The sequence below is a fragment of the Halomonas sp. ABH4_019 genome (genome assembly GCF_056159885.1).
Genome location: NZ_JBSWWC010000003.1, coordinates 386,251 through 398,934, shown reverse-complemented (window position 1 = coordinate 398,934; position 12,684 = coordinate 386,251). Strand labels below are relative to the sequence as shown.

The 12,684-nt window shown below is 69.6% G+C and carries 12 protein-coding genes; 2 read left to right on the top strand and 10 right to left on the bottom strand.

Translation table 11 applies throughout. The features are described 5' to 3' along the window. Positions 1 to 175: 175 nt before the first annotated feature. From acpP to ACXAFN_RS14175, 6 genes are all read right to left on the bottom strand, one after another. Positions 176 to 409, bottom strand: coding sequence for an acyl carrier protein (acpP, locus tag ACXAFN_RS14200; protein ID WP_008956801.1), 234 nt, complete (start codon positions 407 to 409; stop codon positions 176 to 178). Positions 410 to 535: 126 nt separating this feature from the next. Next, on the bottom strand, positions 536 to 1,279 hold the full coding sequence (fabG, locus tag ACXAFN_RS14195) for a 3-oxoacyl-ACP reductase FabG (RefSeq protein WP_474989564.1): 744 nt from the start codon (positions 1,277 to 1,279) through the stop codon (positions 536 to 538). 31 nt (positions 1,280 to 1,310) lie between these two features. After that, positions 1,311 to 2,279 (bottom strand): ACP S-malonyltransferase, encoded by a 969-nt coding sequence (fabD, locus tag ACXAFN_RS14190; RefSeq protein ID WP_474989562.1) that lies wholly within the window; start codon positions 2,277 to 2,279, stop codon positions 1,311 to 1,313. Between the two features lie 5 nt (positions 2,280 to 2,284). Beyond that, positions 2,285 to 3,409 carry a phosphate acyltransferase PlsX gene (gene plsX, locus ACXAFN_RS14185; RefSeq protein WP_474989560.1) on the bottom strand — a complete coding sequence of 375 codons (1,125 nt, stop codon included), beginning with the start codon at positions 3,407 to 3,409 and terminating at the stop codon, positions 2,285 to 2,287. 45 nt (positions 3,410 to 3,454) lie between these two features. Next, positions 3,455 to 3,625, bottom strand: coding sequence for a 50S ribosomal protein L32 (rpmF, locus tag ACXAFN_RS14180; protein ID WP_183389771.1), 171 nt, complete (start codon positions 3,623 to 3,625; stop codon positions 3,455 to 3,457). Between the two features lie 31 nt (positions 3,626 to 3,656). Continuing rightward, positions 3,657 to 4,184: a YceD family protein gene (locus ACXAFN_RS14175; RefSeq protein ID WP_474989558.1), complete on the bottom strand. Its 528-nt coding sequence runs from the start codon at positions 4,182 to 4,184 to the stop codon at positions 3,657 to 3,659. 115 nt (positions 4,185 to 4,299) lie between these two features. Here ACXAFN_RS14175 and ACXAFN_RS14170 point away from each other — a divergent pair, with 115 nt between their 5' ends. Then, positions 4,300 to 4,887: a Maf family protein gene (locus ACXAFN_RS14170; RefSeq protein ID WP_474989556.1), complete on the top strand. Its 588-nt coding sequence runs from the start codon at positions 4,300 to 4,302 to the stop codon at positions 4,885 to 4,887. Between the two features lie 90 nt (positions 4,888 to 4,977). Here ACXAFN_RS14170 and sppA read toward each other — a convergent pair whose 3' ends face one another. The 3 genes from sppA to ACXAFN_RS14155 are packed head-to-tail and all read right to left on the bottom strand — an operon-like array spanning position 4,978 to position 7,711. Then, the gene (sppA, locus tag ACXAFN_RS14165; protein ID WP_474989554.1) at positions 4,978 to 6,066 is read right to left on the bottom strand and encodes a signal peptide peptidase SppA; all 1,089 of its coding nucleotides are present in this window, start codon (positions 6,064 to 6,066) and stop codon (positions 4,978 to 4,980) included. Between the two features lie 34 nt (positions 6,067 to 6,100). Further along, a complete protein-coding gene (locus ACXAFN_RS14160; RefSeq protein WP_474989552.1) occupies positions 6,101 to 6,751 on the bottom strand; it encodes an HAD family hydrolase in 651 nt (216 codons plus the stop codon). Between the two features lie 12 nt (positions 6,752 to 6,763). Beyond that, positions 6,764 to 7,711, bottom strand: a complete 948-nt coding sequence (locus ACXAFN_RS14155) for an RluA family pseudouridine synthase (protein WP_474989550.1) — start codon at positions 7,709 to 7,711, stop codon at positions 6,764 to 6,766. A gap of 563 nt (positions 7,712 to 8,274) precedes the next feature. On the opposite strand from ACXAFN_RS14155, the gene rne reads away from it, so the two are divergent. Then, on the top strand, positions 8,275 to 11,589 hold the full coding sequence (gene rne, locus ACXAFN_RS14150; RefSeq protein ID WP_474989548.1) for a ribonuclease E: 3,315 nt from the start codon (positions 8,275 to 8,277) through the stop codon (positions 11,587 to 11,589). An 83-nt stretch (positions 11,590 to 11,672) separates the two neighbouring features. Here rne and murB read toward each other — a convergent pair whose 3' ends face one another. Then, on the bottom strand, positions 11,673 to 12,683 hold the full coding sequence (murB, locus tag ACXAFN_RS14145) for a UDP-N-acetylmuramate dehydrogenase (RefSeq protein WP_474990162.1): 1,011 nt from the start codon (positions 12,681 to 12,683) through the stop codon (positions 11,673 to 11,675). Position 12,684 lies beyond the last annotated feature (1 nt).

Below are 12,684 nucleotides of genomic sequence, written 5' to 3'. Positions count from 1 at the left end.
TCCAGATGGTGACACGGCCCCGTAGGGCCGTCTTTGCGCGCATTATACCCGAGTCTGCGTCCGCTGTGGCCCCGGCGCCATCCCCAGAAAGCACGAGAGCCGCCCTGCACGGCAGGACGGCTCTCACCAGGACTCGCTGCCCTGGACACACCTCAGCAAGCGGTGACCGACACCCTTACTGGTGGGCGTTGACGTAGTCGATGGCTTCCTGAACGGTGGTGATCTTCTCGGCTTCCTCGTCGGGAATCTCGGTGTCGAATTCCTCTTCGAGCGCCATCACCAGCTCGACGGTATCCAGGGAATCCGCGCCGAGGTCTTCGGTGAAAGAAGAAGAGTTCTGGATGTCCTCTTCCTTGACGTTCAGGCGCTCGGCCACAACCTTCTTCACGCGCTCTTCGATGGTGCTCATTATGACGTACTCCAGTCGTTCACGTTAAGCCGACTGCTAACCAGCCGTTTCAGATCCGCAAGCCAATAAGCTGCGGGGTAGTTTATAGACCGCTCAGGGTCAACGCAACCGCCGTATGCCGCGGCTTCAGCGCATGTTCATGCCGCCGTTGACATGCAATGTCTCGCCGGTGATATAGCCCGCCGACTCGCCGGTGAGAAAGCCCACCGCGGCCGCGATTTCCTCGGGTTGACCGAGCCGCGCCAGGGGAATCTGGCCGAGCAACGCCTCGCGCTGCGCCTCGGGCAGGGCCTCGGTCATGTCGGTGGCGATGAAGCCCGGGGCCACGGCATTGACGGTGATGGCACGGGTCGCCACCTCGCGGGCCAGGGCCCGGGTGAAGCCTTCCATGCCGGCCTTGGCGGCAGCGTAGTTGGTCTGGCCGAGGTTGCCCATGGTGGCGACCACCGAGCTGACCGACACGATGCGCCCGAAGCGGGCCTTGGTCATGCCGCGCAGGCAAGCCTTGCTGACGCGATAGACGGACTTGAGGTTGGCGTCGATGACCGCGTCCCACTCGTCTTCCTTCATGCGCATGAGCAGGTTGTCGCGGGTAATCCCGGCATTGTTGACCAGGATGGTCGGGGCGCCGAACTCCTCGTTGATGGCCTTGACCAGGCCATCGACGCTGTCCTGGTCGGTGACGTCGAGGCGTCGCCCCGCCCCCTCGAAGCCCTGGGCCTTGAGGTCGGCGTCGATGCGCTCGGCGCCGGCATCGCTGGTGGCGGTACCGATCACGACGCGACCCTGGCGGCCGAGCTCGTGGGCGATGGCGCGGCCGATGCCGCGGCTGGCCCCGGTAATCAGGGCGACTCTGGTCTCGCTTGACATGGTCTCTTCCGTTCTCGTCCTGGAGAGGGGGTCAGCCGTTGGCCGACGACTGGTCGACCGCCTCGCGGGCCAGCTCGAGGGCCGCCGAGAGGCTGTCGGGATCGTTGACCGCCAGGCCACGGCTGCCCCGGGCGATTCGCTTGTTCAGGCCGGTGAGCACCTTGCCCGGCCCGCATTCGATGAACACCTCGGCGCCCTGACCGACCATGGTCTCGATGCAGGCGGTCCAGCGCACCGGCTGATAGAGCTGCTCGATCAAACGGGTGCGCAGGGTCTCGACGTCGGCATGGGCCTGGGCATCGACGTTCTGGACCACGGTGTAACGCGGCGGGCGCAGGGCGATCTTGTCCATCGCCTCGGCCAGGCGCTCAGCGGCCGGGCGCATCAGGTCGCAGTGGGACGGTACCGATACCGGCAGCGGCATGGCGCGCTTGGCACCGGCCTCCTGACAGGCGGCGATGGCGCGATCGACGGCCGCCTTGCCGCCGGCGATGACCACCTGACCGGGAGCATTGTAGTTCACGGCGGCGACCACCTCGCCGTCGGCCGCCTGGACGCAGGCTTGTTCGACCGTCTCGTCGTCCAGGCCGAGGATCGCGGCCATGGCGCCCTGCCCCATGGGCACGGCCTCCTGCATCGCCTCGCCGCGCAGCTTGACCAGGCGCACGCCATCGGCGAACGGCAGCGCCCCGGCGCACACCATGGCGCTGTATTCGCCGAGGCTGTGGCCCGCCATGGTGCCGGGGCGCGGCCCCTCGAGCTCCTGCCAGACGCGCCAGATGGCGACGCTGGCGGTGAGCAGCGCCGGCTGGGTGCAGGCGGTGGCGTTGAGCGCTTCGGCGGGCCCCTCCTGGACCACCTGCCAGAGATCGTAGCCCAGTGCGTCGGCGGCCTCCTCGAAGGTCGTGCGCACCACGCTGTAGCGCTCGGCCAGCTCGCGCAGCATGCCGATCTGCTGGGAGCCCTGCCCGGGGAAGATGAGGGCAAGGGGTTGTGTCATGTCGATCACCTTTGCTCTTGTTGACGAGTCGCGACCCCGTCCGTATCCGTGACGGCGGCGTCGTGAGCCCTGGGTCCGCTGTCGACTCGGTCGTCGGCGACGGCCGAGTCGACGGCGGACCGCCGAAGACGCAGCTCGGTAGCCAGCCGAGCGGGCAAGCCGTGATGCACTTCCTGGACCGCGCGCGCCACGGCGAAATGAAAGCCCGTGGCATCGGCGCCGCCATGGCTCTTGATGACGATGCCATCCAGGCCCAGCAGGCTGGCGCCATTGTAGCGCACCGGATCGAGCTCGCGGCGCAGGCGCACCAACGCCGGTCGCGCCAGCAACCCTACCAGGCGGCTGGTCCAATGGGCCTCGAAGGTCGCCTGGACGCGACGCACCAGCATGCGCGCCAGCCCTTCGCTGGCCTTGAGCACGGCGTTGCCGACGAAGCCGTCGCAGACGACCACATCGGCCTCGCCGGCGAAGATGCCATCGCCCTCGACGAAACCGACGTAGTGGATGCCCGACTGCCGGCCGAGCATCCGGTCGGCCTGCTGCACGCTGGCCGACCCCTTGGTGCCCTCGACGCCGACGTTGAGCAACGCCACGCGAGGTCGTTCGAGGCCGTCCACGTGGCGCGACATGGCCTCGCCCATCAGCGCGAAATCGAGCAGGCGCGCGGCCTCGACATCGACGTTGGCCCCGAGGTCGAGCAGATAGCAGCGGCCTTCCCGGGCGGTGGGAATGGCGGTGCTGATCGCCGGGCGCGGCACGCCGCCGACGGTCCCCAGGGCACGTCGGGACAGCGCCATCAACGCTCCGGTATTGCCGGCACTGACCCCCGCGGCGGCCTCGCCGCGAGCCAGGCACGCCAGCATGGCGGCCATGCTGGAATCATGCCCGTGGCGCAGCGCCTCGGCCGGTCGCTGGTCCTGGCGTATCACCCCGGGGGCGTCGCCGATGCTCAGACGCGACGACGCCGCGGCGAGGGGCCGCGGCAGCCGCGAGAGCTCGTCCTCCAGCTGGGCGGCGGGGCCGAACAGTCGGATCTCGAGCTCTGGGTCGGCCATGACGGCGCCGGCCGCGCCGGCCACGGTGGCGCGGGGACCGAGATCCCCGCCCATGGCGTCTACGGCAATCCGCATGTCAGCGGTCAGCGAACATCATGGCGCTCGAAAGGAAGTGTCGCCTCAGGCGTCGACGACCTTGCGCCCCTTGTAGAAGCCGTCCGGAGAGACGTGGTGGCGCAGGTGAGTGGTGCCGGTTTCCTTGTCCTGAGACAGCGCCTGACCGGTCAGGGCGTCGTGGCTGCGACGCATGCCGCGCTTGGAACGAGTCTTGCGGTTCTGTTGAACTGCCATGGGATATCACTCCAGGTGAATCGATGAGGTATCAGGTTTTGCCCTTGAGGCGCTTGAGCACCTCGAAGGGATTGTCGGAGGGGGCATCCGAGGCCTCGGCACCCGCCCCACTACTCAGCTGGTCGCGCGAGACCGCGCAGTCGGCCTCGTCGTGGTAAACCACCTGGGGAAGGCTGAGGAGGAGTTCGTCCTCGACCACCGCCAGCAGGTTCAGCTGTTCGTCTTCCACCAGCACCGGCTCGTGGGTGCTCGGCAGATCGGCCGCCAGGGCGTCGCTGGTGACCATTCCCAGCAGGAAATCGCTCGCGACCGCCTGCGGCATCGGCGAGAGGCAGCGCCGGCACAGCAGCTGCAGCTCGGCCTCGAGGCGACCGCGAATCTCTCGACGCCCCTGGGCGTCGATGGCGAAGTCCAGCCACACTCGGGCGTCGCCTTGCTGCTCGCCGGCTTCCTCGGCGAGCCGCGGCAGATCGCCCAGCGCCACCAGGCCTTCGAGATGTTCGGCATGCGCGGCGAGCTTGTAGGGCTCGACCCTGCCAGGGAGTCGTGAGGTCAACATAGGCGCGCAATGATAGGCACTCCCCTCCCCCCTGTCAAAGCCCTCTCGCTCCCGGGTTACAATGGCCGTCGCTCGCGGCTTCGGCCGTCCCCCATCGTTTCAGGAGAACCCTGTCATGCCACGCCTGGTACTCGCCTCGGGCTCGCGCTTTCGCCGCCAGCTGCTCGACCGCCTGGAAATCCCCTACGCCTGGGAAAGCCCGGACATCGACGAGACGCCCCTGCCGGGAGAATCGCCTCGAGCCCTGGTGCACCGCCTGTCGCTTGGCAAGGCTCAACGCCTGGCCGACGCCTGGCCGGACCACCTGATCATCGGCTCCGATCAAGTGGCGGTCTTCGCCGGCGAGACGCTCGGCAAGCCCGCCGACGAGGCCGCCGCCCGCGCCCAGCTGGCACGCTTTTCCGGACATCGGGTGAGCTTTCTGACCGGGCTGGCCGTGATCGATACCCGCCACGCGCGTCATCGGGTCTGCCACGAGCGCTACGACGTGGTCTTCCGCGAGCTCGGCGAGGCCGAGATCGCGCGCTACGTCGAGCGCGAGCGCCCCCTGGACAGCGCCGGCAGCTTCCGCATGGAGGGGCTCGGCATCACGTTGTTCGAGCGCCTCGAGGGCGACGACCCCAACGCGCTGATCGGCCTGCCGCTGATCCGGCTCTGCCAGTGGCTGCGCGAGGCCGGGCTGGATCCGCTGGGCGAGCGCTAGACAGCGGGCTGCGGGCTGCGGGCTGCGGGCAGTCACCATGAATATCAATCCCACGCCAGCCGCTCGTAGCCCGAAGCTCGCGACCCGTGGCTAGTACAGCTGATAACGCAGCGGAGACGCCGCCTGCGGTAGCCCGAACCATTCGGCGGCGACCCGCCCGAAGCGTCGCGCCAGGCGATCGAAAGGATCCAGCCGCGGCGTGTAGTCCTGGGTCCGCGGGGTGGCCAGGCGCTCCCGGGCCAGGGTATCGATGCTGCCCAGCGCATCCACCAGCCCCAGGTCGAGGGCCTGCTCGCCGGTCCAGATCAGCCCGCTGAACAGGCGCTCATCGTCGGCCAGGCGTTCGCCGCGCCCCGCCCGAACGTCATCGATGAACTGGCGATGGGTGGTGGCCAGGACCTCTTGCCAGAAGTCCCGCTGCGCCGGGGAGATCTCGGAGAAGGGATCGAGGAAGGCCTTGTTATCGCCGGCGGTGAACACCCGGCGCTCGACCCCCAGGCGCTCGATGGCCTCGCCGAAGCCGAAACTCGCGTTGATGACGCCGATCGAGCCCACCAGGCTCGCCGGGGCGGCCACGATCTCGTCGGCGGCGGAGGCGATGTAGTAGGCGCCGCTGGCGCCGATGTCCTCGACCACGGCGATGATCGGCTTGTCGCCGCGCTCGCGCAGGCGCATCAGCTCGTCATAGATCCGCTGGGACTGCACCGGACTGCCGCCGGGGCTGTCGATGCGCAGCACCACGGCCTCGGCCCCCGGCGCCTCCCAGGCCCGCTGGACGCCTTCGACGATGCGCTCGGCGCTGGCCCGGGACTCGCGATCGATGGCCCCCTCCACCCGCACCACGCCGAGATGCGGACCGGCCGCGCCTTTCGGTCCCGGCGTCAGGAAGAGCCCATAGAAGGTGGTGGCCAGCGAGGCCAGGATCAGGAAGGCGAACAGGAACCGGAAGAACAGCTTCCAGCGCCGCGAGCGGCGCTGCTCGACGAGCACCCCGTCGATCCAGCGGTCGAGCATGGCCTGCTGAGCCAGACGCTGTCGCTCGCGGAGCGTCTCGGCGTCCTCGCCTTCGCCTGGTGCCGCCGCCTCCGGGCCGCCGGCCCGGCGACGGCGCGCTTCCCGGGCCTGCTCGGCGTCGAGCTCCGGGCCCTGGGTCCAGTCGTCGCGTCGATCGTCGTCCATGGCGTCCTCTCCTGAGTAAAGCAACCGGCTGCGATCAGGCCCGCAGCCAGTCAATGAGTTCCGGGAAGGCCTCGGCGGTGAACACCGGCCGACTGGCGGCCAGGCGTTCGGGAGCATGCACGCCGTAGCTCACCGCCACGCGATCCATGCCCAGCGACCGGGCCATCTCCAGGTCGTATTCGGTGTCGCCGATCATCACCGCCTCTTCCACGGGCACCGCCAGTTCGTCGAGCAGCTCCTCGAGCATCCGCGGGTGCGGCTTGGAGAGGGTCTCGTCGGCGGTGCGGCTGGCGTGGAACCAGTGGCCACAGTCGCTCTCGCGGAAGACGCGATCGAGCCCGCGCCGGCTCTTGCCGGTCGCCACCGCCAGGCGGCTGCCGTCATCGGCGCGCAGCCGCGCCAGCCCCTCGACCACGCCGGGATAGAAAGGCATCGGCGTGACGTCGCCTTCCACGAAGTGATAGGCGTAGCGTTGACGCAGGGTCTCGGCGCGCTCGGGGTCGATGCCCGGGCATAGCCTGGCGATGGCCTCGGGCAACCCCAGGCCGATGATGTCGCGCACGCGCTCGTCGGGCAGCTCGCCCCAGCCGATGTCACGCCCGGCGGCCTGCATGCAGGCGACGATGCGCGCCACCGAATCCATCAGGGTGCCATCCCAGTCGAAGATCATCAGACGATAACGCATGAAAGCTCCGTGTCAGCGGGCATCGCGGGCGCGGGCCAGCACGCCGTCCAGGGTCTCGCCCAGCGGCGCGCGGATCTTGACCGGCTTGCCGCTGGTGGGCTCGGGGAAGGTCAGCGCGGCCGCATGCAGGAACAGACGCGACAGCCCCAGCTGCGCGGCGATGCGCCCGCCCTCGCGCGTGCCGTACTTGTCATCGCCGAGCAGCGGATGCCCGGCATGGGCGGCGTGCACGCGGATCTGGTGAGTCCGGCCGGTGACCGGCTCGGCCTCGACCAGGGTGGCGCGGGCGAAGGCCTCGCGCACCGCGAAACGGGTGCGCGCCACCTTGCCGGCGCTGTCGACCCGCACCCGGCGCTCGCCGTTGCCGGCATCGAAGCGATCCAGCCGGGCGCTGACGAAATCGCGCCGGGTCGGCCAGCGCCCGGCCACCAGGGCCAGGTACTGCTTGGTCATCTGGTGGCGCTTGAGGGCGTCGTTGAGGGTCAGCAGCGCCGGCCGCGACTTGGCCAGCAGCAGGCACCCCGAGGTGTCGCGGTCCAGGCGATGCACCAGCTCGAGGAAGTCCAGGTCCTCGCGCACCTGGCGCAGGGCCTCGATCAGGCCGATCTTGACGCCGCTGCCGCCGTGCACGGCAAGCCCCGACGGCTTGTTGAGCACCAGCCAGTCGCGCCCTTCCAGCAGCACGCTGCCGGCCAGCAGGTTGCGCAGGCCATCGCTGACCTCGCGCACCGCCTCGCGGGGGGCCAGCTTGAGCGGCGGAATCCGCACCACGTCGCCCGGCGCCAGGCGGGTATCGGCCTTGACGCGTTTCTTGTTCACTCGCACCTCGCCCTTGCGCACGATGCGATAGATCAACGCCCGGGGCGCTCCCTTGATGCGCGTCATCAGGAAGTTGTCGACCCGCTGGCCCGCCTGACCCTCGGTCACTTCCACCCATTGCACCTCGCGGCCCTCGGCCATGCGACACTCCACTTGCTACTGGCGTAAAAGGCGCATTCTACCGCAGTGCGGGCCATCCTGCCGCCAATTGCTGGGCTCCCCCTTTACTGTTATATTGCGTATTCGTTCCAGTGGACAGAACCGTCCATTCGAGCGCCTGCACGGCAGACACGCAGGCCGGAGCGACGAAATCAGGCCGCGACGACCCTCCCACACGAGGTCCCGCCGCCGACAAGCAAGCGATACAACGCCACGCCCGACCCGCCTCGCTCTCGAAGAGCGAGCGGCCATCACGGGATACGTACAACATCGTGCCGGAGGCCGGCGTTGGCGAATCGATGAATGCCAGGTGTTGGCGGTGACCGCAGGGCCGGATGGGCGCAGACCCACCGAGACACGTCCTGCCTCCGCCCCGTACTCAACATGATCATGCCGTGCCGGCCCGCCGCCGTTATCAGGCCCCGACACGGACGGGCGCAGTTCCGCTTCCGCGACATGCGCTGAGCACAAGCACGCAGCACCCAGCGGTTCGCCTTCGTCGTTGCCCATGGGCGCCCACCGGCGCGTCCATTTTGCGAGACGACATGAAACGGATGCTCATCAACGCGACCCAGCCCGAAGAGCTGCGCGTCGCCCTGGTCGATGGACAACGCCTCTACGACCTGGACATCGAGTCCGGTGCCCGGGAACAGAAGAAAGCCAACATCTATCGCGGCAAGATCACCCGCGTGGAACCCTCCCTCGAAGCCGCCTTCGTCGATTTCGGCGCCGAACGCCACGGCTTCCTGCCGCTCAAGGAAGTCTCCCGCGAGTACTTCGTCAAGGAGCCCTCGGGCCGCCCCAGCATCAAGGAAGTGCTCAAGGAAGGCCAGGAAGTCATCGTCCAGGTCGACAAGGAGGAGCGCGGCAACAAGGGCGCGGCGCTGACCACCTTCATCAGCCTGGCCGGCCGCTTCCTGGTACTGATGCCCAACAACCCCCGCGCCGGCGGCATCTCGCGACGCATCGAGGGGGAGGAGCGCGCCCAGCTCAAGGAGGCCATGGGCCAGCTGACGGTGCCCGACAAGATGGGCCTGATCGTGCGCACCGCCGGCATCGGCCGCTCGCCCGAGGAGCTCCAGTGGGACCTCGACTACCTCGTCCAGGTCTGGGAGTCGATCACCGAGGAGGCCGGCAAGCGCTCCGCGCCCTTCCTGATCTACCGTGAGTCCAACGTCATCATCCGCGCCATGCGCGACTACCTGCGCCAGGACATCGGCGAGGTGCTGATCGACAGCGAGCAGGTCCACCAGGAGGCGTTGGGCTTCATCCGCCAGGTGATGCCCTCCTACCAGCAGAAGATCAAGCGCTACGCCGACGAGGTGCCGCTGTTCTCGCGCTTCCAGATCGAGTCCCAGATCGAGACCGCCTACGAACGTGAGGTCAAGCTGCCCTCCGGCGGCTCGATCGTCATCGACCACACCGAGGCCCTGGTGTCCATCGACATCAACTCGGCGCGCGCCACCCGCGGCAGCGACATCGAGGAGACGGCGCTGCAGACCAACCTGGAGGCCGCCGACGAGATCGCCCGCCAGCTGCGCCTGCGCGACATCGGCGGCCTGGTGGTCATCGACTTCATCGACATGTCGCCGGCACGCAACCAGCGCGAGGTCGAGAACCGGGTGCGCGATGCCTTGAAGCTCGACCGTGCCCGGGTGCAGATCGGCCGCATCTCCCGCTTCGGCCTGATGGAGATGTCACGCCAGCGCCTGCGCCCGTCGCTGGGCGAGACCAGCGGCGTGGTCTGCCCGCGCTGCGACGGCCAGGGCACCATCCGCGACGTGCGCTCCATCTCGCTGTCGATCATGCGCCTGATCGAGGAAGAGGCGATGAAGGAGCGCAGCGCCCAGATCCGCGCCATCCTGCCGGTGCCAGTGGCCACCTACCTGCTCAACGAAAAGCGCGCCGTGCTGGCCGACATCGAGCGTCGCCAGGACGTGCGGGTGGTACTGCTGCCGAATCCCGACATGGACACGCCCCACTACGACGTGCAGCGCCTGCGTGACGATCACGTCGACGAGGAAGGCTCGTCGCAGAAGTCCAGCTACGAGCTGCCCATGGAGACCGAGGTCGGCAAGGAGCCCGAGGCCGCCTTCGGCAAGCCGGTCAAGCGCGACGAGGCCGCGGTGAAGACCGTGGTGCATCACGAGCCGGCCCCCGCCTCGCTGCGCGAGGAAGCACCGGCCAAGCCTGCCGAACAGCCGGCTACGGCGGCCAAGCCCGCCGCCGCCAAGCCCGCCGCGGCGACGCCTCCGACCGCCAGAGAGGGCGTGCTGGGCCGCCTGGTCAAGGGCTTTTCTCGCCTGCTGAGCGGTGAAGAGACGTCCGGACAGGCGCCTGCCGAATCCCCCGACAGCGGCGAGCAGGCCAAGCGCCAGCCATCCGCCTCTCGCTCGACCGGCGGCCGCGACACCCAACGCGGCGAGACCAAGTCCGGCGGCGGCAACCAGCGCCAGCGCAACCGTCGCGGCGGCCAGCGTCAGGATCAGCGCCAGGAGCGTAACGAGGGACGCGACGACACCCGCGCCGCCAAGCCGCAACGTCAGGGCGAGGAAAAGTCCCGCGCCGACAGGAGCGGCGGCCAGAGCCGAGGCGGCCGTGGCCGCGGCCAGCGCCAGGACGACGCTCGTCCGCAGGAGGGCCGCAAGCCTCAGGACAGTAAGGGCTCGGACGGCAAGGCCCAGGGAGGGCGCAAGCCCCAGGAGGCCAAGCCGCAGGGTGGCAAGGCTCAGGACGCCAAGGACGCACCGGCCAAGTCCGAGCGCCCCAAGAGCGAGAGCCCGGCCGCGCCTGCAGAAGCGGACGCCAAGCCCAAGCGAACCCGCAACAACCCTCGCCAGCGGCGCCGCCAGCATGCCCTGAACCCGGAGTCGGTGACCGAACAGCAGCGCCTGCAGGCCGAGGCCGCCAAGGCCGAGGCACAGCCGGAACCGGCCGAAGCCGAGGAGCCGAAGGCTGCCCTCGAGGCCGAGGCGAAAGCCAAGCCCGAGGCCCAGAGCAAGCCGTCCAAGGTGGAGGACACCTCCGGACCGAAGCGCGAAACCAAGGCTGACGCGCCCAAGGCGGAGGCCGCGGCCGAGCCGAAGAGCGAGACCAAGGCCGAAGCGCCCAAGGCCGAGGCGACCCCGGCCCCGAAGACCGAGGCCCCCAAGGCGGACGCCACGGCCGAGCCGAAGAGCGAGGCCAAGGCCGAAGCGTCCAAGGCCGAGGCGACCCCGGCCCCGCAGCCCGAGGCCCCCAAGGCAGACGCCACGGCCGAGCCGAACACCGAGGCCAAGGCCGAAGCGCCCAAGGCCCAGGCGACCCCGGCGCCGAAGACCGAGGCCCCCAAGGCGGACGCCACGGCCGAGCCAAAGAGCGAGGCCAAGGCCGAAACGCCCAAGGCCGAGGCGACCCCGGCCCCGAAGCCCGAAGCCCCCAAGGCGGACGCCACGGCCGAGCCGAAGACCGAGGCCAAGGCCGAAGCGTCCAAGGCCGAGGCGACCCCGGCCCCGAAGCCCGAGGCCCCCAAGGCGGACGCCACGGCCGAGCCGAAGAGCGAAGCCAAGGCCGAAACGCCCAAGGCCGAGGCAACGCCGACCCAGAAGACCGAGGCTCCCAAGGCAGACGCCACGGCCGAGCCGCAGACCGAAGCCAAGGCCGAAGCGCCGACGACTGAGGCAAAGCCGGCCCCGAAGACCGAGGCTCCCAAGGCGGACGCCACGGCCGAGCCGCAGAGCGAAGCCAAGGTCGAAGCGCCGAAGGCCGAGGAAGCCAAGGCAGAGGCACCGCGTCGTCGCCGCCGTCGGGCCCATAACGACCCGCGGGAGATTCGCCGCCGGGAGCAGGAAGCCAAGCGTCAGGAAGGCCAGAAAGGCTGATCCCATCGACGCACTAACGACAACGCCCGTGGCCTAGGCCACGGGCGTTGTCGTTTCAGGGAATGATCAGAGCGGCGGCGCGCTTATTCGGTCGCGAGCCTCGGCTCGCGTTCCAGCACGACCCCGAAGCGCCGTTCCACCGTCTCCGCGATCCTCGCGGCGAAGGCCAGCAGTCCCGCGGCGCTGCCGCCCCCGTGGTGCACCAGCACCAGGGCCTGGCGATCGTGCACGCCGAACGCCCCATCGCGCCAGCCCCTGAGGCCGCAGCGATCGATCAGCCAGCCGGCGGCCAGCTTGGTCCGGCCGTCGGCCAGCGGAAAGCTCGGCATGTCGGGGTAGGCCTCGCGCAGCGTCGCCGCACGCGCCGCGGACACCACCGGATTCTTGAAGAAACTGCCGGCGTTGCCGAGCTCGGCCGGATCCGGCAGCTTCTCGCGGCGCACCGCGCAGACGGCCTCGGCGACCTCCAGCGGCGTGGGCGCCTCCCCGACGCGGCTCGCCAGGTCGCCATAGCCGAGCCGTGGCTCGGCGCGGCGCGCGACACGCAGCACGAGGCGAGTGATCGCCACCCGCCCCGCCAGGGCATGCTTGAAGACGCTGTCACGATAGCCGAAGGCGCATTCGTGCGGGCCCAGCACGGCCTCTCGGCCGTCGTCGAGGTGCACGAGATGCACCGCCTCGAGATGTTCGGCGAGTTCGACCCCGTAGGCACCGATGTTCTGGATCGGCGCCGCGCCGCAGCGGCCAGGAATCAACGCCAGGTTCTCGAGCCCCCAGAGCCCCCGCTCGGCCAGCGCCATCACCAGCTCGTGCCAGACCACACCCGCCTCGGCATGCACGCGCACGACGTCGCCCTCGCCTTCCTCCAGCCACCAGGCCGCCATGGCCGGCTGCACCACCAGCCCCGCCAGGCGCTCGGGCAGGATCAGGTTGCTGCCACCGCCCAGCACCAGGGTCGGCCAACCCACCTCGCGGGCCCGCGACAGCGCCTCGATGAGCGCGGCGGGCGTTGCCGGAGCGACGAAACGCTCGGCGCGACAGGAAAGCCCGAGGGTATTGGCCGCGGTCAGATCGTGATCGAGATGCACGGGCAGG